This is a genomic window from Pseudoramibacter alactolyticus ATCC 23263, assembly GCF_000185505.1.
GTDB classification, from domain to species: Bacteria; Bacillota; Clostridia; order Eubacteriales; family Eubacteriaceae; genus Pseudoramibacter; species Pseudoramibacter alactolyticus.
In genome coordinates this window covers 1,213,122-1,233,259 of the sequence record NZ_GL622359.1, presented here as the reverse complement: position 1 = coordinate 1,233,259, position 20,138 = coordinate 1,213,122, and the positions used below count along the sequence as shown (strand labels likewise).

At 51.2% G+C, this 20,138-nt stretch carries 23 protein-coding genes, 1 tRNA gene and 1 riboswitch; of the genes, 22 read left to right on the top strand and 2 right to left on the bottom strand.

Features of this window, described 5'->3' with window-relative positions; genetic code table 11:
- Positions 1-8: 8 nt before the first annotated feature.
- From HMPREF0721_RS05745 to HMPREF0721_RS05690, 15 genes are all read left to right on the top strand, one after another.
- A complete protein-coding gene (locus tag HMPREF0721_RS05745; RefSeq protein ID WP_006598681.1) occupies positions 9-2,516 on the top strand; it encodes a phage tail tape measure protein in 2,508 nt (835 codons plus the stop codon).
- Positions 2,509-4,779, top strand: a complete 2,271-nt coding sequence (locus tag HMPREF0721_RS05740) for an RICIN domain-containing protein (protein WP_006598680.1) — start codon at positions 2,509-2,511, stop codon at positions 4,777-4,779. The genes HMPREF0721_RS05745 and HMPREF0721_RS05740 overlap by 8 nt, the downstream gene beginning before the upstream one ends.
- Positions 4,776-5,819, top strand: coding sequence for a hypothetical protein (locus tag HMPREF0721_RS05735; protein ID WP_006598679.1), 1,044 nt, complete (start codon positions 4,776-4,778; stop codon positions 5,817-5,819). Before HMPREF0721_RS05740 ends, HMPREF0721_RS05735 begins: the two co-directional genes overlap by 4 nt.
- Positions 5,820-5,821: 2 nt before the next feature.
- Entirely contained in the window at positions 5,822-6,292 is a 471-nt protein-coding gene (locus tag HMPREF0721_RS05730; protein ID WP_040639946.1) for a hypothetical protein, read from the top strand.
- Between the two features lie 13 nt (positions 6,293-6,305).
- Positions 6,306-6,776, top strand: coding sequence for a hypothetical protein (locus tag HMPREF0721_RS05725; RefSeq protein WP_006598677.1), 471 nt, complete (start codon positions 6,306-6,308; stop codon positions 6,774-6,776).
- A 91-nt stretch (positions 6,777-6,867) separates the two neighbouring features.
- A complete protein-coding gene (locus tag HMPREF0721_RS05720) occupies positions 6,868-8,043 on the top strand; it encodes a hypothetical protein (protein ID WP_006598676.1) in 1,176 nt (391 codons plus the stop codon).
- A gap of 16 nt (positions 8,044-8,059) precedes the next feature.
- Positions 8,060-8,317 (top strand): hypothetical protein, encoded by a 258-nt coding sequence (locus tag HMPREF0721_RS05715; protein WP_006598675.1) that lies wholly within the window; start codon positions 8,060-8,062, stop codon positions 8,315-8,317.
- Positions 8,318-8,328: 11 nt separating this feature from the next.
- The gene (locus tag HMPREF0721_RS05710; protein ID WP_006598674.1) at positions 8,329-8,622 is read left to right on the top strand and encodes a phage holin; all 294 of its coding nucleotides are present in this window, start codon (positions 8,329-8,331) and stop codon (positions 8,620-8,622) included.
- On the top strand, positions 8,622-9,530 hold the full coding sequence (locus HMPREF0721_RS05705; RefSeq protein ID WP_006598673.1) for a GH25 family lysozyme: 909 nt from the start codon (positions 8,622-8,624) through the stop codon (positions 9,528-9,530). Before HMPREF0721_RS05710 ends, HMPREF0721_RS05705 begins: the two co-directional genes overlap by 1 nt.
- 169 nt (positions 9,531-9,699) lie before the next feature.
- Positions 9,700-9,906 carry a hypothetical protein gene (locus tag HMPREF0721_RS12245; RefSeq protein WP_006598672.1) on the top strand — a complete coding sequence of 69 codons (207 nt, stop codon included), beginning with the start codon at positions 9,700-9,702 and terminating at the stop codon, positions 9,904-9,906.
- On the top strand, positions 9,875-10,351 hold the full coding sequence (locus tag HMPREF0721_RS05700; RefSeq protein ID WP_006598671.1) for a DUF2335 domain-containing protein: 477 nt from the start codon (positions 9,875-9,877) through the stop codon (positions 10,349-10,351). The genes HMPREF0721_RS12245 and HMPREF0721_RS05700 overlap by 32 nt, the downstream gene beginning before the upstream one ends.
- A gap of 35 nt (positions 10,352-10,386) precedes the next feature.
- Complete coding sequence (locus tag HMPREF0721_RS05695) at positions 10,387-10,611, top strand: hypothetical protein (protein ID WP_040639945.1); 225 nt, start codon at positions 10,387-10,389, stop codon at positions 10,609-10,611.
- Positions 10,605-10,766, top strand: a complete 162-nt coding sequence (locus tag HMPREF0721_RS11780) for a hypothetical protein (protein ID WP_156788703.1) — start codon at positions 10,605-10,607, stop codon at positions 10,764-10,766. The genes HMPREF0721_RS05695 and HMPREF0721_RS11780 overlap by 7 nt, the downstream gene beginning before the upstream one ends.
- A gap of 311 nt (positions 10,767-11,077) precedes the next feature.
- Positions 11,078-11,203: a hypothetical protein gene (locus HMPREF0721_RS12590; protein ID WP_278224166.1), complete on the top strand. Its 126-nt coding sequence runs from the start codon at positions 11,078-11,080 to the stop codon at positions 11,201-11,203.
- A complete protein-coding gene (locus tag HMPREF0721_RS05690) occupies positions 11,181-11,372 on the top strand; it encodes a hypothetical protein (RefSeq protein WP_006598667.1) in 192 nt (63 codons plus the stop codon). Before HMPREF0721_RS12590 ends, HMPREF0721_RS05690 begins: the two co-directional genes overlap by 23 nt.
- 373 nt (positions 11,373-11,745) lie before the next feature.
- Here the strand turns inward: HMPREF0721_RS05690 and HMPREF0721_RS05685 are convergent.
- A tRNA-Ala gene (locus HMPREF0721_RS05685) sits at positions 11,746-11,821 on the bottom strand.
- Positions 11,822-11,997: 176 nt separating this feature from the next.
- On the opposite strand from HMPREF0721_RS05685, the gene HMPREF0721_RS05680 reads away from it, so the two are divergent.
- The 4 genes from HMPREF0721_RS05680 (at position 11,998) to HMPREF0721_RS05665 (ending at position 15,685) form a co-directional block, all read left to right on the top strand.
- Entirely contained in the window at positions 11,998-12,909 is a 912-nt protein-coding gene (locus HMPREF0721_RS05680) for an HAD family hydrolase (protein ID WP_040640317.1), read from the top strand.
- Between the two features lie 13 nt (positions 12,910-12,922).
- Positions 12,923-13,834, top strand: a complete 912-nt coding sequence (locus HMPREF0721_RS05675) for a restriction endonuclease (protein ID WP_006598665.1) — start codon at positions 12,923-12,925, stop codon at positions 13,832-13,834.
- 11 nt (positions 13,835-13,845) lie between these two features.
- A complete protein-coding gene (locus HMPREF0721_RS05670; RefSeq protein ID WP_006598664.1) occupies positions 13,846-14,478 on the top strand; it encodes a nitroreductase family protein in 633 nt (210 codons plus the stop codon).
- A gap of 448 nt (positions 14,479-14,926) precedes the next feature.
- Positions 14,927-15,685: a zinc-ribbon domain-containing protein gene (locus tag HMPREF0721_RS05665; RefSeq protein ID WP_040639944.1), complete on the top strand. Its 759-nt coding sequence runs from the start codon at positions 14,927-14,929 to the stop codon at positions 15,683-15,685.
- Positions 15,686-15,834: 149 nt separating this feature from the next.
- Here HMPREF0721_RS05665 and HMPREF0721_RS05660 read toward each other — a convergent pair whose 3' ends face one another.
- Entirely contained in the window at positions 15,835-16,053 is a 219-nt protein-coding gene (locus HMPREF0721_RS05660) for an RDAC family protein (RefSeq protein ID WP_040639943.1), read from the bottom strand.
- 141 nt (positions 16,054-16,194) lie between these two features.
- Between HMPREF0721_RS05660 and HMPREF0721_RS05655 the strand changes: the two genes are divergently transcribed.
- From HMPREF0721_RS05655 to feoB, 3 genes are all read left to right on the top strand, one after another.
- On the top strand, positions 16,195-16,932 hold the full coding sequence (locus HMPREF0721_RS05655) for an NAD-dependent protein deacylase (protein WP_006598660.1): 738 nt from the start codon (positions 16,195-16,197) through the stop codon (positions 16,930-16,932).
- An 11-nt stretch (positions 16,933-16,943) separates the two neighbouring features.
- Positions 16,944-17,159, top strand: a riboswitch (cobalamin riboswitch).
- A gap of 558 nt (positions 17,160-17,717) precedes the next feature.
- The gene (locus HMPREF0721_RS05650; RefSeq protein WP_006598659.1) at positions 17,718-17,939 is read left to right on the top strand and encodes a FeoA family protein; all 222 of its coding nucleotides are present in this window, start codon (positions 17,718-17,720) and stop codon (positions 17,937-17,939) included.
- 45 nt (positions 17,940-17,984) lie between these two features.
- The gene (gene feoB / locus HMPREF0721_RS05645; protein ID WP_006598658.1) at positions 17,985-20,138 is read left to right on the top strand and encodes a ferrous iron transport protein B; all 2,154 of its coding nucleotides are present in this window, start codon (positions 17,985-17,987) and stop codon (positions 20,136-20,138) included.

Sequence of the window (20,138 nt, the reverse complement as noted above, 5' to 3'; positions counted from 1 at the left end):
GGAACCATGTGGGATATGGCAATCTAAAGGGGCTCAAGATTGAGATTGATGGCGATACCACCAAATTAACGAGTGCATTGGGAAAGATGGACCGGAAAATTTCAGCAACCCAGCGCAGCCTGAAGGCAATGGACAAAGCTTTGAAATTTAATCCGGGCAATACCGATTTACTCGTCCGCAAGCAGAATGCCTTGCAAAGACAACTGCAGGAAACCAAAAATAAATCAGCCCAACTCAAACAAGCCTATGACAAATTGAAAGCATCCGATCCAGAGGGCAAGCATGTTAATCAGTTGAACGCTTTACAGCGGGAGATTGACGAGACAAAGGCAAAAGAAGCAGAACTCACCAGAGAATTAAATCGATTCGATTCTGTCGGCGCCCAGAAGATCGCGGCTGTTGGCGGAAAACTTAAAACACTTGGATCAAACATCAGCGGTGTCGGCCAGGCAATTATGCCGGTTAGCGTCGCTGCAGCCGGCGGATTAGCCTTTGCAACGAAATCGGCCATGTCGTTCGAAAAGAGTATGGCCAAAGTTGGCACCATTGCTGATACATCACAGGTAAGCATGAAAACCCTGTCGAATGGCATAATGAATTTATCCAATAAAACCGGGAAAAGCACCAGCGATTTAAGCGCGGGCCTTTATCAGGCGATTTCTGCATCGGTTAAAACCAAAGATGCCATGAAATTCATGGCGGATGCAGCCAATTTGTCAAAAGCCGGGTTTTTATCCACGAAAGATTCGGTTGACGTTTTAACGACAGTTCTCAATGCCTATAAAATGAAAGCTTCTGAAACGAAGAATGTTTCGGATATTTTGATTCAGACCCAGAACGACGGGAAAACGACCGTTAATGAACTGTCCAAATCTTTGGGCAGCGTTATTCCAACGGCTTCGGCCCTTGGCGTCAATTTGAAAAACGTTGCGTCTGCCTATGCCATTATGACAAAAGGTGGGATCTCCACTGCTGAATCCGGGACTTACCTTCGGGCTATGCTCAACGAATTGGGGAAAGAAGGATCGGGCGTTGCTCAAATCCTCAAACAAAAGACCGGAAAGACCTTCGGAGAACTGATGAGCTCTGGGAAATCCCTGGGGGACGTCTTGGGGATTTTGAAGGATTCTGTTGGCGGAAATAGCGAAAAATTTAAAAATCTGTGGGCGAACACGCGTGCCGGCACAGGTGCATTGGCTTTGACCAAAGGCGGCGCGAAAGAGTTCAACGACGAACTTCAAAAGATGAACGGTTCAGCTGGCAATACCAGCAAGGCGCTTAAAACATTAGGTGGTTCGTCCTCTGCTCAAGCGAAAAAAGGTTTGAACGCTTTAAAGAACATTGGGACAACCTTAGGGACAACCCTCATGGCAACATTAGGCCCGACGTTGGAAAAAGTGTCGAATCATTTGGTTAAGATGGCCAACGCCTTTATGAAACTGTCACCGACCACACAGAATATAATTCTCGTTATTGGCGGCATCGTGGCGACAGCTGGGCCGCTATTGATGTTCATCGGGTCTTTAATGGGAAGCGTTGGGAACATTCTGACGATGGCGCCTAAAATTGTTGGCGCTATTAAAAACATAGGCTCTGCCTTCTCGGCATTAGGTGGCTTCCTTGCGGCCAATCCAATCGTTCTGATCATTGCGGGTATCGCGGCTTTAGTCGTGGCTTTGGTGGTGCTCTATCATAAATCCGAAACGTTCCGGAACTTTGTTAATGGAGCTGTGGCGGCAATTAAAGGCGTTGTCCTCGGGGTGATTAACGGTATCAAGGCCGGAATTACTGGCTTTGTGTCCGCGGTTTCTTCCGCCTGGAATAGTCTTAAGAGCGCGACGACATCCGCCTGGAACGCTGTGAAGAACGCGATCCTATCCGTTTGGAACGGGATCAAGAGCACGGTGACCGGCGCGGTGAGCGCGGTGCGATCCACCATCACCGGCGTTTGGAATGGGATCAAAAGCACGACGTCGAACGTCTGGAATGGCATTAAGAACGCTGTAGGCAATGCAATTAACGGTGCTAAGGGTTTTATCAATCGATTTAAACCGAAACTGCCCCATGTCAACAATCCCGTGGCCAGCCTGTTGGGCTGGGTCAAAAATGCCATTAACAAAGCCAGAAGTATTATCAATGGCTTTAGACCACACTTGCCGAAACTTTCATTTCCTCATATCAATCTGCCGCACTTCAAGGTATCCGGCGGATCGGCTCCCTGGGGTATTGGTGGAAAAGGCAGCCTGCCAAAATTCAGCGTGAACTGGTACAAGAAAGGCGGGATTTTCGATAGCCCATCCATCATCGGGGTTGGCGAAGCGGGGCCAGAAGCCGTCCTGCCGATTTCGAAGCTCGAAGGCATTTTGAAGAAAACTTTTAAACCTCAAACGGTTCTAAACGGAACGGTATTTAAGATCTATGCAGCAGAAGGGCAGAGCGCGGAAGCCATCGGCGACACCGTTCTAAATAAAATTATTCATTTGTGTAAAGTACAAGGAGGGATGATCAGTGGCTGACTTTATTGATGGCACCTATGAAATCATTTCTGTCTTGGGGCCGACCGTCGCTATTGATGTGAAGGGTGCATCGGATAATTCGGGCGCCAACGTTCAAGTATATACGAGAAATGATAGTGACGCTCAAAAATGGAGCACCTTTGACGACGGCACAAATGGGATTCAAATCGCCTGTGCCTTGTCTGGGCGATGTCTTGATGTTGCTGGCGGAAAGATTACCAGTGGTACCAATGTTTGGCAATGGGAGAACAACGATAGTCGTGCCCAACGATGGGATATTGTGCCTGATGGCAAAACGGTTATCATCGGTGGAACGAGCTATTCCACCTATGTCGTTAAGAGCCATGGGACTGATTTCGCTTTGGATGTCAGCGGTGGTAATGTGAAGCCCGGTACCAATGTTCAAATTTACGCGGCTAACGGGACGGATGCGCAGCGCTGGGCCTTTGTGCCAATTAATATTTTGTCCGCTGGCGGCACTTATAAGATCGTCTCGGGCGTTAAAGAAAACATGGTCCTTGACGTATCCGGCGCGTCAACGGCCAACGGCGCCAACGTCATGCTGCACCCATCTAATGGCGGCAGCAATCAGCGCTGGATTGCTCAGAAAAACGATGACGGAACGTTAACTTTTTTGGGCGCCGGCGCTAAAAAAGCGTTGGATGACAAAGGCGCCGGCACCAAAGCTGGAACCAACGTGCAAATCTGGGCGCCCAACTATGGCACGGCGCAGTCCTGGCTGGCGGTGCGTATGGGTGAGATGATGATTGCCGGGCAAACCTTTCCGACTTATCGGCTAACCGTTCAGGCAGGGATGAACCTTTGCCTCGATGTGCAGGGCGGCAGCAACAAACCGGGAACTAACGTGCGGCTGTGGACGGCCAACACATCGGCAGCACAGCGTTTTGCCTTTGTACCCGCATCCGTCTTTGAACCGGGTTTACCAACGCCGGCAGCGCTGTCCATTGGCACTAATATCGGTAATAACCAGACGACGGTTGCCATGGCCTTTAGTTGTGACTGGCGCAACTTTCAGGTGCGGTGTCGGTTCCGGTCGCGGGGAGCCGGCGGCGCTTTTGGCAGCTGGAGCGATTACAAATCGGCGCTCGACGGCCAAAGTGGTAACGAAGGCTGGGGAGACGCTTGGGCACCGAATTTCACATTTGATAATACCACCGGTGATAGCAAAACTGTTTCTATTCCAATTCCGGATGCCTATCAGGTTGATGGGACCATAGTGATGGCCACGGAGATGCAGGTGGAGGTCCGCGCCCACGGCAGCAACTGGCAGGGCGTGACAGGCTACACCGTTCACGGAAACGCCGCGTCCAAAACTTTCGGCTTGTATTGGCGGCCGACGGCCCAAGTGACGGCGGCAACCCTCACCGGGACGGGGCTATTGATCCGCTACACCTCCGATCTCGAGGAAGGGGGCTGCACCGTGACCGTTTCGGCCTTCGGGGTCAGCGCGATGGCCAAAGGCCTTTATGGAGCCAGTGGCAGCGTGTTGATCCCGGCCAAACAATTAAAAGCCATCCCCTCGGGGACTATCCCGGTGACGGCCTGGGTTGCCAGAGACCTCATATCCAACACGACATCGGCCAGCCTTGCGGTGGCGGATGCCAGCAATCGAACGACGTTAAGCATCACTGCAGAGGCATCCGACGCCGGTACTTATCTTTTGACCATTCCGACCGTTTCCGTATCGGACACGGTGCAAAGCTTTTTGATAGCCCAGGATACGCCAGTGGATACCCATGAGAAGAGCAGAGATGAAAGGAACGTCATAATCGAAGCCATATCCCCATTGAGAACACCCGTTAAAGCGTTGATTTGGATTTTCAGAACCGATGGCAGCTGGGATGCACAGACCATCTCCTTAGCACCTATTAACAACCACGCATTTTGTTGGACCTTTGATGGCGGCTCCTGTGTCCTCGATCTTGGCCATAATGAGAACCCGACGCAGGAGGACACCATCAGTCGGGCTGCCGAGGATTATGAAGTGATCAGCCGGCCGTATCATGCTTATCGTCTGCACAAAGCCAGGGAACGGCAACTGGATGTGAGCGGTGCGGTGGTGACAGATATGAACAAGCATGGCGCCTGGAGCGATTTTGACGCACTTCTTGAAGCCGGCCACGCCACTTTTAGAAATCCCAGGGGCGAAATCCTGCCCGTGGTGGTGACAGCGATCAGCCGGCCGCTGGAACATCCAGGGTGGACGGAAATTAAAATCACACAAAGGCAGGAAACGCGATGAATAGCCTGGAAAAATGGAAAGATCCTTACTTTGAGCCGGAATTACATATCTATATGATCGATCCCCACAATTTGGAAGTGATTCGCGGGGAACTCTTCGACGTGGAGAAGATCATCCTGACTGACGGATATTATTCCGACACAAAAATCAGCGGCAGCTTGGGAACCATTGCTGATAATTATATCGGCGGCAGTTGGCTGCGCATTATGGTGGACGGGCAGGGCGTGGCGACCCTGGGCGTGCAAAGCATCAAAACGACCCAGGCCCCGGAGGGCGGCGAAGCCAAGACCTACGATTTGCAATCCGTTCTCTGGATGCTCGACACGGATATCGCCTATCAGCTCTATACCATTGGGCAAAACACCCAAACCAGAACGGCGATTGTCGCCGTGGCCAGAGCCTGTGGCAAAAGTGTGATCTTTCAAGCCGGCAGCCGGGACGCCATTTATACCGCGGCGAAGATTTATGAACGCACGGACAGTTATCGCTCCATTTTAGCGGATATTTGCAACAAGGCCAACAATCAGCTGGGGGTGGATGGCTACGGGCACATCAGCGTTGCCGCCTATGTCGCGCCGGGGGATAAAACCCCGGCCTGGTCGTTAGATGCCGATGATCCACGAGGGATCATCCTGTCCCCCGGGCATGAAGATAGCGACAGCTCCGGCGAAGCCTATAACCGCACCGTGGTAGTGGCGGAAAATCCAAATAGCGACGGCAAACCCCTGGTGGCCAGCGCGGACGCGGCGGTGACGTCAGCCATCTCGTCGGCTTATCGCGGCTGGACCCGCACCAATGTCCACGACGTCAGCGACATGAGCCCATTTACACAGGCCCAGGCGCAAAAGCTCGTCGGGCAATACACCGCAAACGACCGCAGTCAGGGCAAAACGAGGGATTGCACTTGCATGTACTTCCCCGTTAAGGCCGGGGAAGTGATTGAATGGGCGGAAGACGGCAAAAAGAAGAATTATCTCGTCCAGACGGTTGAGAGCGACCTCATCGCCTGGACAGTAAAATTGACATTAAAGGAGGTGTGAAGATGGATAACATCGAAAAAGCGGCGGTGCTCCTCGGCAAGTACGCAAAGCCCAAGCAAGGCGCGGCCCATAGCGCCAACGTGATAACCTTAACCGGCACGGCCACCGGGGACAGCGTGGATGGCATTGTTACCGTTGACCTCGGCGGCATGACCATATCAGATGAGGATATGCAGGCGGTAGAATTACCGACGACCTGCGATGTGCGTGAGGGCGATACCGTGCAGGTGCAGGTGTCCGGCGCCGACGGGACGGCCAAAAACCTCCTGGTCACCGGGGTTATTGGCGGTGGGGATCGGATCAACGCCAAAGCCACCGCCGCACAGGTGGCGGCGGATGCGGCGGGCGCGATCAATTTGATCCGAAATAGCATCTCGTGTGACTTTGATTTTTATGGATTTAGACCGACGGTCTTGTCCGACGCTTCCGGCGCGATCTTGACAGACGTCTCAGGGACGTTTTTATCAGCATAGGAAGGGAGATAAAATGGCAGAAGAAGACTATACAGTAAAAAAAATTACAGATGTGGCGGAAACCACAACGGCGGATACGCTCTTTATCAAATCGGGTGGTGATATCAAACAAATATCGATGGCAAATCTTTTGACGCAGATATATCCGGATATCGAGCTGGCGGCCTTGAAAAAGCAGATGCCCATCGGCTATACCTTTGCATGGAATCAGACAAGCGGTTCGGGAATTGACCTGAGCACCGCCGAAAAAGTGGCGGAGTACTACGGTTTCGGCACCTGGGAGCAGATCGAAAAAACGTATTATTCAGAGTTTAAGCAATTCAAAGACATGGTAACGATAAGAAACGCTAACAACGTTGTGATTAACGTAAGATCATTCGCCAGAATACGAGTTTATTTGCTGCTTGCAACCTTATACGTCAGGACTTGTAAAGGTTGGATATGTGAACGATCAAAGCTCAATGACCCCGACGATCTGGTTTGAATCAAAAATCACTGGGAACATTATGTTGAATTCACTTTGGGGCAAAAAAGAAACAAAAAAATACTGGCGGCGGATTGCGTAGGGGGCAGTTATGAATTCACGCAGTGAAGCAATCATCACGTCGCCACAAGGGACCCTTGAAAGTTGTGCGAAGTTTGCCATTGACGATACAGCGACGCCTTTTATTTTTCGCAAGCTTGAAATCGAAGGAGAAGGGGAATATATCTTTTCCGGCTATATCAAAGCGGATGCCTCGGCCACCCTCACGATCGGAGATCAGACGGTAAGCGTCACGACAGACTGGCAAAAGATCGAAGTCACGCTGACGCTTTCGGCGGACAAGCTTTTTTTGTATTTTGGGACGGGCACAAACTTTTATTTGTACCATCCGGTTTTGGTCGCCGGGAAAATTGCTCATCGCTGGATTAGCCATCCCGATGATTTTTCAACGGTCGAGACGCGGCTATATCAAACAGAAGAGGGCCTAAAGTCCACTGTCAAAAAAGGCAGCATCATCAGTGAAATCAACCAGACCGCTGAAGCAGTCGGGATCAAGGCCAACAAGATCAACTTGAACGGCGCTGTGACGGCCAATAATAACTTTAAAATCCTTGAAGATGGCTCAATGCAGGCCTTAAACGGCACTTTTTTAGGGAATATTTATCTCGATTCTGGAAGCAGAGTAGTTGGAGCGGACGGGGCTTTGACGATGTTTTCTTTTGAATCATCAGCGGAAGCTAACACAAGTTTTAGTATTGGCGGGATGGACTACTTCGGCTACTACTGGTATATGACAGGCTTTAATGTGAATACTTTCCCGAAGACCAAGTCGATAATTACCTATTTTATCCCGCAAAACTTTGAAGTCTACGAGGCGTACATTTATATGTCGGCCTTTGGGATCCAATGGGGCCGAGGACTTGGCGCGCCCAAAAATATTGGCGCCTATTGCACGGATGGGTCTTTGACGCGTGCCAACTACGGAACGATGACTAATGCCTATATGCATGATGAATACCTAGACACGTCAGACCCAATAAAATACGCTTTCGGCGGGAAAGACACTTGGTCGCCTGCTCTGACAAATAACACCGATCTTGCATCGATACAGTCCAGCAACATCAAGCGATATATCAAACAGGGTGTGCACTCGATCGTCTTTCAGACGAACAACGCCAAGCCGGCCAATGAGGACTTTGCGACGGCTGAACTCGGCACAGGCTACTTTAAGGCCTATCTGTATGTGCTGGGCTATTACAGACTTTAGTTTTAGGAGAAAATAAATGACAGATCCAATTGTAACAGCCGCCATCGTATCGGGCGTATGCGTGGCGGTGCCGACCATCATCACGACCCTGGTCAATAACAGCGCTCACAACAAAGTGATAGATGAGCGCATGAAGTTGACGAGTGAAAAAATAGAGGAGTTATCGGAAAGAATGAATAAACATAATAACTTAATAGAGAGAATGGCCATCGTCGAACGCGACCTTAAAACAGCCTGGCGGCAGATCGATGACATAAAAGAAGAAAAGAAATAAAGGAGAAAACCATGAAAAAAATAAACTGGAAACTGAGACTGAAAAATAAGACGGCCCTGGCGGCTATTGTCGCGGCAGCCGTGACCTTCATCTATCAGATTTTGGGCATCATCGGCGTGGTGCCGGCGATCGCGCAAAACGATGTGATTCAAGGCCTCGGGATCGCGCTGAATTTGTTGGCGACACTGGGCATCATCACCGATCCAACCACCGAAGGCGCCGGAGACAGCACACAGGCACTGGGCTATGACTATCCCTCGCCGACTGCACCGACCGGCAAAGCAACAGAACAGGAGGGCGAATAATGACCATGCATGGCGTCGATATCAGCAACTATCAGCGAATCGTTGACTATCACAAATACGACTTTTATATCATCAAGGCCAGCGAAGGCCGCACCTTCAAGGACCCGATGCTGGACCGGCATTACAACGCCGTGAAGGCTGCGGGCAAGCCCTGTGGATTTTATCACTACGCGAGGCCTGAAAATAACGGATGGAAAGCCGAGGCGGATCACTTCCTCTCCCTTGTCGGCCACCACGCACACAAAGCCATCTTTGCCTTGGACTGGGAAGGCAACGCCCTAAGATATAACTACGCCTGGGCGCTGAACTGGCTCAACTATGTCTATCAAAAGACCGGCGTGCGCCCGCTTTTTTACTGCCAGGGATCCGCGCTGGGGCGCTATCCGCAGATCGCTAAAGCAAACTTTGGTCTGTGGGTGGCCAGCTACGGTGTGAAGGCTCCGCAGAAAGGCGCTTGGCCCGCTTATGCTCTCTGGCAGTATAGTGAAAAACCGATGGACATGGATGTGCTGAATGGCGATATTAAAACGTGGAACGCTTATGCTGGGATCATTGGCGGTGGGCAAAGCAAGCCAACACCAAAACCCGCACCGGCGCCTGCGAAAAAATCAAATACCACCATTGCGGCGGAGGTGCTCGCTGGCAAGTGGGGCAACGGCAACGACCGAAAGGTTCGCCTGGCCGCCGCCGGGTATGACTACAACGCGGTACAGGCCGAGGTCAACAAAAAACTGGGCGCGGCCGGCCAGAAGAAAGCTGCTGCGAAGGTATGCTACACCGTGCGGCGGGGCGATACGCTAAGCAAAATCGCCGCAAAGTATAAAACCACATGGCAAAAGCTTCAAAAACTCAACGGGATCCGGAATGCGAACAAGATTTATGTGGGCCAGGTGATCCGGGTTAAATAAAAAAATAGGGCATCTCCGGTAGGGCTGTCACGGTCATAATTTCTCCCATTTACCCCCTCTTTCGAGGGGGTTGTTTTTTGTAAATATTAAAAAAGAGAAAAAGGGAGCGGAGATTTAAGGCATCGTGGATAAAACTTCGGTATAATAACGACACAAAGGAGGGATTGTCATGAAAAGAGGGTTATCCTTTTCCCCGAGTTTTGTGAAGGGATTTTCGAGAATCTTTGATCTTTATGGGGTGATGTGCCCGTATGTGCCCCCCTCTTCACCAAGAAAAGATCGAGATGCATTGCGATCGGATTGGCAAAGGGTTGGTAGAAGCATAAAAAAAGCGATGGAAACTTATGAATCAAGCAGAAAAGAAGCCGCCAGTTAGCCAAAAGAATGGTGCGAACGGACAGTTACTAACAAAAGAAGAACTGATTCGACAGCTTGAGGATATGCCGGAAGAAGAGCGCGAAGCTGTATTAGTACAAGCTGAGGGAATGGAAATGCTTTCGTTTTCCGGGCCTCTACCACCTCCGCAAATTTTAAAGCAGTATAGTGAAATTTTACCAGAAGCACCCCGTGAAATTTTTGATATGGCCGAGAAAGAAACCAAGTTTCGCCATGAATACGAAAAGAAAGAGCAGAAAATGCGTTCACGGGATAGTTTTCTTGGCATGTTGTTTGCGTTTATATTATGTATGGTGCTTATCGGTAGCGGCGTGTGGGTGATTGTGAGCAAATCGGCGTTTGCTGGAACGGTTTTATCAGGATTTGGTATCGCTTCTGTGATAGTGACGTTTATTAGAGGAACGAGGCCCCAAAAGAAAGAATAAAAACAAGCATCTCTTATAAGCAAGACAACGCGGCGGTGCTGCAATCAACCCCGCATTTGATTGTTGTCTACGCCAGCGGTTATGCCAAGTTGCAAAAGTGCTTCAATCTGCCGAACCTTCCGGAAGCGCCCGACACGCAGCCATCCGAAAATAAGATCACGGCGCCCTTGCTGGAGCGGTATATCCGCATGAAAGAACACAGCATGCTGCTGGGCACCGCGCGCCAGAGCCAATCCGAAGTGAATTGTATCGCGTGGTAACTCGGCTTCTGATGGCGGAGGGTTTGTGGACAGACGCCTGCAACGGCTTTGCCGGAGAGACCGAGAATTTTGACAACGACATCCTGGAAGGATGTGGCAAAGGCGCCGTTCTTCAAAATGCCATCGTTGAGATGCGAATGACGTATAATTTGTGATTGCAGATGCAAACATGATGAGCCGGGGATAAAACCCCGGCTTTATTTTTTTGCTTATTTTTCGAGAAAAGTTCTCAGATTTATTGACATATTAGCAATATAGGAGTATAATATAAATATAAAAAGGAGGGAAGCCAATGGGACACAAAAAGAAAAAGCCCACAAGCAAATCACTTGAAATAGCCGTTCAAGCACTTGTGGACTTAGGGATCGGTCTACTGGTCGCTTGGATCAGCAAACGCTTCTAAAATTCAGGAGGGCGAAAGCCCTCCACCTATCCCTATTTTAAAGAATTCCCATTGGAAAGTCAAATGAAAGCATTTTTAGAAACGCTGGCCTTGTGTATGTTTGTCATGGCGGCAGTCAAAGGTATTTGGGCATTGGTTTTGTGGATCAAAGAAAGGCGGGAGGAAAATGGCACTGATCAGTATAGCTGAGTACGCTAAAAAGCATGGCGTTTCCGCAAAGACGGTGCAGATCAAGGCCCGCAAAGGCGGATACGAGACCGCTCAAAAGATTGGCCGGAATTGGGTTATTGATGAAGATGAGCCTTATACGGATTTGCGCGTGAAAAGCGGAAAGTATAAGAACTGGCGGAAGAAGTAAAAGGAAGCCCCGAGGTCAATACCTTGGGGTTATTTTGTATTTTTTGGTCGTAAATATTTCGTAAAATTTATTTATCTATAACATATAAGTCAATCCTTGTGCCGTGGTAAGGTGGGGGTCACCAGTTCGAATCTGGTCAAAGGCTCCAAAGTGATTAATCTAAATAAAGTTAGAGCAAATAAATAAGCATTGGCTTTATTTTTTGAAAAAAGAATTTGGTGAGAAATCAGTAATTTTATTACGACACTTTACGACAAATTTACGACATTTTGCACAGAAAAGTACCGAAAAATAGAAATTTAAAAAAACATGAAAATAGCAAAAAAATAAAAGAAAAACCGCTTAAAATAGCGGTTTTTAAGTGTTTGCAATATGGTGGAGATGAGGGGACTTGAACCCCTGGCCTTCTGAATGCCATTCAGACGCGCTCCCAACTGCGCCACACCCCCGCGAAGGACTTTATTATAATAGCCTTTTGTCCTGGGATTGTCAAGCGGAAATTCAAAATAATCGCCGGAATTTTGGCGGTGCGGACGGGCGGCATGCACGCCGTTTTTTGATGTCCGGCGAAAAACGGCCGCTGCGCTGTGGTATAATGGCCAAAAATGATGAGGAGGCAATCGCGATGGCCAATATCATTGCCATGGTTTGGGATTTTGACAAGACATTAATCGACGGCTATATGGAAGATCCGATCTTCGAGGAATACGGCGTGGACGGCCGGGCCTTTTGGCGGGAGGCTGGCGCTCTGCCGGAAAAATATCGGGAGGAGCAGGGGGTGAAGGTCAATCCGGACACGATCTATCTCAACCAGATGATCCGCTACGCCAAAGACGGCCGTTTTGCCGGGTTAAGCAACGAAAAACTGCGCGGCTACGGGCAAAAGCTCAAATTTTATCCCGGCGTGCCGGGCATCTTTGCCCGAACCCGCACGCTCATCGAGGAGAATCCCGATTATCAGGATGTTGATATCCGCGTGGAGCACTATATTATCTCCACCGGTCTGACCGAGATCATTAAAGGCACGCCCATCATGGCGGACGTGGCCGGGGTCTGGGGCTGCGAATTCATTGAGGCGGCGGACGCCGGCGGCGCACCGGTCATCAGCGAGATTGCCTACACCATCGACAACACCACCAAGACCCGGGCGCTGTTCGAGATCAACAAGGGCGTCGGCAAAGTCAGCGGCGTTGATGTGAACACCAAGCTGCCGGAGACACTGCGCCGGGTGCATTTTAAAAATATGATTTATATCGCCGACGGGCCCAGCGATATCCCGGCGTTTTCCGTGGTGAATCAGAACGGCGGCGCGACCTTCGCCGTGTATCCCAAGGGCGATGCGGCGGCGCTCCATCAGGTGGAGCAGATGCGCATGGACGGGCGCATTCAGATGTTTGCCGCCGCGGATTATTCCGAGGGTGAAACGGCGGACATGTGGCTGTGCGACAAGATTACGGCCTTTGCCGAGCGGATCCGCGCGGAGGAAGCGGCCCGCATCGCGAAAGCCGCCGGCAGCGCGCCCAGGCATTTGGACTGAGGAGAGAAATACTATGTTAAAATACGATGATTTGATCGATCCCACATTGCGTATCTTGTCCGATGGACAGGAACAGACTTCAAAAGCGATCAATGAGCGCCTGTCGGAAAAATTGCAATTAACGGATGAGCAAACATCGGCGCTTTTGCCGAGCGGCAAACAAACGGTTTTCAGCAACCGCGCGGGCTGGGCCAGAACATATTTAAAGAAAGCTGGTCTGATCACGAGTCCCCGGCGGGCACATTTTGTTATTTCAGAAAAGGGAAAAGCCGCGCTTTTAGAATCATGCATGATTGATCTTTCTTATTTACGGCGGTTTTCAGAATTTCGAAGCTTTGAGAGCGGGGTGCCGCTGGTTAAAAACGATACGTCTCAAAACGAGAGGATAGAGGATCGGACGCCACTCGAAACATTGGAAGCGGCGTTTTCGATGATCAACGATGCCCTTCAAAGCGATTTGATGGATGAGGTGATGAAATTATCGCCCTTTGACTTTGAGCATCTGGTGGTCCGTCTGTTGCTTGCGATGGGGTATGGTTCAGGGATTGAAGAAGCCGGTATTGTGACTCAGGCGAGCAATGACGGCGGCATTGACGGTATCATCAAAGAAGATCAGCTGGGGTTTTCTTCGATATATATTCAGGTCAAGCAATGGCAGATTGAAAGCACGGTGGGGAAACCGGAAATTCAGAAATTTGCCGGCGCGCTGCTTGAACAAAACGCGGCTAAAGGGCTTTTTATCACAACGGCGTCTTATTCGCAAAAGGCAAGAGATTATGCGAAAAACAGCGGCGGTGCGACCATCGTTTTGATAGATGGCAAACAGTTGACCCGGCTGATGATCAAACACAATCTGGGCGTTTCAATCGAAACGACATACGCGATTAAACGCGTGGATTATGATTTTTTTAGCGAGGATATTTGAAAGGAGAACCCATGGATCTCATGTCATTGCTTAAAACCCGGCGGACGTACCGCCGATTTGACGAAAGCCGCCCGGTGGCAGCCGAGGCGGTGGCCGATATGGCCGAGGCGCTGCGCCTGTCCTCCAGCGCGGGCAATCTGCAGCCGCTGCGGGCCATTTTTGTGACGGACCGGGCGCAGGCGGCGGCAATTTTTCCCCATGTGCATTTTGCCGCGGCCCTGCCGAAAGCGCTGGGTACCCCGGGGCCCGGCGAACGGCCGACGATGGTTGTCGCACTGATTTATGACGGCAGCCGCAGAAGCCGGTGGGTGGATACCGATGCGGGCATCGCCCTGGCCAACCTCACCCTGGCCGCGTGGCATCACGGCGTGGGCAGCTGCATCATGGACAATATCGACCGCAAGGCGCTGGCCGCGGTTTTGGAACTGCCTGAGCCCATGGCAATCCACAGCATGGTGGCCCTGGGCTATCCCGCCCATCGCTCGACCGTGGTGGCGCCGGGGTCGGACGGCAGCCTGCAGTATTATCTGGACGCGAACAGGGATTATTTTGTGCCCAAGCGGGAGGTGGATGAGATTGTGATGTGGGACCGGTGGACGGATGAACGACAGACGGGGAAGGATCTTGAAAAAACACCCGATTAATTTAAAAAGATGGCAGAAATCATTGAGTTAAAACAATGACGGTTATATAATAAAATTAACCTTATACCATACCAAGAAAAGTAAGAGCGTTATAGCCTTATGCGTTCCTCCGATAAATAAACCACCTTCATTTTTTGTGAAGGTGGTTTTGAATGCCCGCGGGACGCTGACCTTTTGTGCTGCCGCCCCACGCAAAACAAGGGAATCCAGACATGTCGGAGACCGTGCATGGATTAAAAGATTTTATCGCTCAAACAAAAGACAGAGCGTCCCCCTGGGGCGTCTCTGTTTTTGTGCGTTTGGCACCATAGTGCGAAGCAGGGGAAAAGAAGGATGTTTGCTGCAAAAAACAAAATCCGTGCAATTGATGATTGCAAAGGTTTAAAATATAATTTATAATAAAATGGAGTTTTAAAAATGATCAGTGAATGGAAAAAGGAGGCAGAAGATGAAGTATTGTTCCCATTGCGGTAAAGAATTGATGTCGGGCGCGGTGTTTTGCACTCATTGCGGTCAGCCGGTGAGCCCGCCATCGGATCCTGCGGAAACGACCATTAATGATGCGGCAAATGATGCGACAGACAAGGCTGAAGCGGCGGAAAGGCCCGGCCTGATGTTTGAGCGCGGGCCCAAGGCGCCGCGAGCCGATTGGGGAAGCGATGGCTGGGAAGAAGCGCCGGCGCAGCCCAAGCGACCGGCCGGCGACGGAAATGCGGCACCGCCGAGAAATTTCGGCGGCGGCAATCCCTATGATCACACAGCGGACTACGATCCCCGGGAAATTTCCGACAACAAGGTGATCTGTATGCTGATTTATCTGTTCCCGTTGGCGGGACTGATCGTCGCATTGCTGGCGGACAGGGCGAGCGACGCGCGCACCAGCTATATCGGGTTTCACATTCGGCAGGAGATCAAACTCGACGTGTTCAGCATTTTGGTATCGCTGGTCACGATGGTCGTCACCTGGCTGATCACGCTGATCGTCGGCGGCGGGGCCTTGTTCTCGTCGAGCAGCTATAGCAGCTACGGTTATTACGGTGCATCCAGTAGCCTGAGCGGCATGCTGGCCGGCATGGGACTGCAGCTGCTCATCATGGGGATCGTCGCGTTAGTGCTCTTCATCGTGCGCTTCATTTGCTTCGTGCAGGTGTGCAAGAGCCGCGCGGTGGAAGCGCCCATCGTCCGCGGGATTCAGTTTATGCGTTAAAGGCGGAAAAAAAGACCAGCGTTGGCTGGTCTTTTTTGTCGCTTTGACGGATTGCTCAATCGGTCAGCCGATGACGCATCGCGGCGGTGAAATGCAGGAGGGCTTTCGTTTGGCCGCCGGGTCGTCAAAAAAGGGCACCGGTTGGGGCTTTATGCCTTAACCGAGAAGGATGTGCCGCCGGGATCGACCGTCAGCGTGTGCCCTTCCCGGGCCATGTAGGCTTTGATGAAGACCAGCGCGCGGTCGTCGGGCGCGTCCAGTGTCATAAAGAAGTCGCCGCAGGTGTCGTGAATGTGCAGCTCCACGCCGAGGCGGTCCTTTAAAATGCGCCCCAGTGCCGCCGCGTCGAGCAAGGTGAAATTGGCCATGGTCTGCCTCCGTTCGGTCGTTTTGATTGTCTTCATTATAAAAGACAAGCGCCGGCCGGGTCAAGCTTTCGCAAAATTTAAGTCGCCGACGCTATACTGTTAGAAAACGATCGCCACGCGGTCGAAAAGGGAGGCAGCACCATGCCAAAAGAAGTTGAACAATTAACCGCTATTTTAAAAGCGAGCGACAACATCGTGTTTTTTGGAGGCGCCGGGGTTTCCACCGCGTCAGGCATTCCAGATTTCCGCAGCGCCGGCGGGATCTACAGCCAGCGTTTGAGCGCCGAATTCACCCCGGAGGAAATGGTTTCCCATTCTTTTTTCGTGCATCATCCTGAGGATTTCTTCGATTTTTACCGGGACAAGATGGTTTATCCGGACGCTGAGCCCAACGGCTGCCACAAAGCCCTGGCCAAGCTCGAGCGGATGGGCAAGATCAAGGCGGTGGTTACCCAGAATATCGACGGCCTGCACCAAAAGGCCGGCAGCGAGATCGTCTTTGAGCTGCACGGATCGGTGCTGAGAAATTATTGCACCCACTGCCACGCCTTTTACGACGACAAGTGGATCATGGCCCAGCCCGGCGTGCCGAAATGCGAAAAATGCGGCGCGACGGTCAAGCCTGACGTGGTGCTTTACGAAGAAGCCCTCGACCCGGCACAGATTAACGGGGCGGTGGCCGCCATCGAAAAGGCCGACACCCTCATCGTCGGGGGCACCTCCCTCATCGTCTATCCGGCAGCCGGCCTCATCCACTACTTTCGGGGCAGGCATCTGGTGGAGATCAACAAGTCGGCCACCTCGGCGGATAACGCGGCAGAGCTGGTGATCCGGGACGATATTGCCAAGGTCATGGCCGAGGCGGTTGCAGACTTGTAAATTTCAAACCTTTAATTGACAGCATAGTTTGTATCCCCTATAATAAGGACAGTTAAATATGAGCAAGATCCTGTGATGTTGGGAAACGGGTGGGATTCCCGTGCTGTGATCGCAGCTGTGACGCGAAAAGCCGGTTCATGACCACTGTCGTTTGTGATTGGGCGCGATGGGAAGGGAGCCGGATGATATCGTGAAGCCAGAAGACCGGCACAGCGATCCGTTCTGCAAAGCCCCGGTTCAGGGCTTTTGGAACTGTGATAATTGCTTACAATCTTCTCTGTTCGTTTGGAGAGGGTTTTGGTTGGTTGAAGAACGGATCTTCATATTTAACCATCATTAATTCATTCCTCCTTCCCCAAGCGGGAATGGAATCCATCTCTTTGAAAGGCAACGCCTGTTTGCGGGCGTTGCCTTTTTTATGCGATTTTTTGAATAACCATGCAAAATTAAGAACATAAAAATGGCGGAACCAAACCTTCTTTAAAATAAATTTAAACTAATGGAAAGCGCTGGTTGACGCGCAATGCAAAAGTTAGCACAATTAAATTTGAAAAAGCTAACATAAGCAAGTCTTCAAAACAAAAAAATACATAAAAAATACATTTTTGTGTTAGAAAGGGTTGACAGCAGAGGGTTAGAGGTGCTAAACTCAGATCAAGGTTAGATGAGTTCGAACAAACATTTGCGATTAATAGATGCTCTAATCCATTCATTTTGTGTGCGCGCATGTGGGTTCGACAACCGGTAACTTTCACGACAATACCGAATGAAGAAGGAGGATTCACATGGCAACACTCAAAGACGTTCAGGTAGGTGATACCGCGACGGTCAAGAAAATCCATGGAGCCGGCCCGATTAAAAGGCGGATCATGGATATGGGATTAACCAAAGGACAGGCAGTTTATGTCCGGAAGGTTGCCCCCCTTGGCGATCCGATTGAAATCACCGTTCGCGATTATGAACTCAGTCTTAGAAAAGCGGACGCCGAAATGGTCGAAGTTTTATAAGTCTTTGTCAAGCACTGAGCGAATCTTATTAGGATAGGAGAACAAATGGCAAAAATTATTGCATTGGCCGGCAACCCGAACTCCGGGAAGACGACCTTATTCAACTCATTAACGGGGGCGAATCAATATGTCGGCAACTGGCCGGGCGTTACGGTTGAAAAAAAGGAAGGGAAGCTCAAGGGGCATAAAGAAGTCACCATTGCAGACCTTCCGGGGATTTATTCCCTCTCGCCCTATACATTGGAAGAAGTGGTCGCCAGAGACTACATCGTGCAGGAAAGACCGGACGCGATCATTAACATCGTCGACGGGAGCAACCTGGAACGCAACCTCTATCTGACCACCCAGGTATTGGAATGCGGCATTCCGACCGTCATTGCCATCAACATGATGGACGTCGTCGAGAAGAACGGCGACAAAATTGATTTTGACAGCCTGTCTCGAATTACGGGATGCGCGGTTGTGCCGATTTCCGCCATGAAGGGCACCGGCGTCAATGAACTCATTGAAAAGACCGTGGCCATTGCAGAAAAGGGTGAAAAATACCTGCCGAAGCACAAATTTGAAGGGGCGGTGGAACACACCCTGGCCCATATTGAAGAAGCCCTGCTTCACGATCTGCCGGAAGAAGAACAACGTTGGTATGCCGTCAAGATTTTTGAAGGCGATACCAAGGCGACGGCGCATCTGAATCTCGATGCGGCGAAGATGGAACACGTCAAGGGCGATATCGCCGCCTGCGAAAAGGAAATGGATGACGATGCGGAATCCATTATTACCGGCGAGCGCTACAACATCATCGGCGAATGGGTCCGCGGCGTTTACGACAAGAAAAATAAAGGTCAGCTGACCATTTCTGATAAAATTGATAAAATCGTCACCAACCGGATTCTCGGGCTGCCGATTTTTATTCTGGTCATGTGGGGCGTTTATTACGTATCCATCTCGACCGTTGGGACCATGGCCACCGACTGGGTGAACGATTCCTTGTTTGGCACCATCATTCCGCCCTTTGTTGAAGGGCTGCTCAAATCGGCGCACGTCGCCGGCTGGCTCTCCAGCCTGATTCTTGATGGAATTATTGCCGGAGTCGGCGCGGTGCTCGGCTTTGTGCCGCAGATGGCTGTGCTCTTCCTCTTCCTGGCCTTCCTTGAAGGCTGCGGCTACATGGCGCGCATTGCCTTTGTCATGGACCGGGTGTTCAGAAAATTCGGTCTATCCGGCAAGTCCTTCATTCCGATTCTTATCGGGACCGGGTGCGGGGTTCCGGGCGTCATGGCTTCCAGAACCATTGAAAACGAGCGTGACCGCCGCATGACGGTCATGACGACAACCTTTATTCCGTGTTCAGCAAAGCTCCCGATCATCGCGCTGATCGCCGGGGCGATTTTCCACAATTCCGGCTGGGTGGCAACCTCCGCCTATTTTATCGGGATTGCGGCGATCATCGTGTCGGGCATTATGCTGAAAAAGACCAAGGCGTTCGCCGGGGATCCGGCGCCCTTCGTGATGGAACTGCCAGCCTATCACTGGCCGCGGGTTTCCGACGTGCTCAGAAGCGTCTGGGAAAGAGCGTCCCACTTCATCAAGAAAGCCGGGACCATCATTCTCTTGTCCACCATCGTGATCTGGTTCCTTCAGGGCTTCGGCGTTGAAGGCGGATCCTTCGGCATGGTTGACAATATGGATCATTCCATTCTGGCCGTTGTGGGACGCGCCATTGCCTGGCTGTTTGTCCCGCTGGGCTGGGGTACGTGGCGGCCGGCTGTGGCAGCCATCACCGGCCTTGTGGCCAAAGAAAACGTGGTCGGGACCTTTGGGATTCTCTACCACCACGCATCGGATGCGGAAGCTGGCAATGCGGCCCTGTGGGCAGCCATTGCCAAAGACTACACCTCGATTTCTGCCTTCTCCTTTATGGTGTTCAACCTGCTCTGCGCACCTTGCTTTGCAGCGATTGGCGCGATCAAAGGGGAAATGGGCAATGCCAAATGGACTTGGGGCGCGATTGGCTATCAATGCGGCCTGGCCTATCTGGTATCGATGGCCGTCTACCAAATCGGCGGCCTGGTGTCCGGTGAAGTCGGATTCAATTTCTGGACCGTTATCGGCATTGCGGTTGTGGTCGGGATCTGCTACATGCTGTTCAGACCTGATCCGAACAAGCAACTCCTGGATGCGGCCAGAGCGGAGGCATAA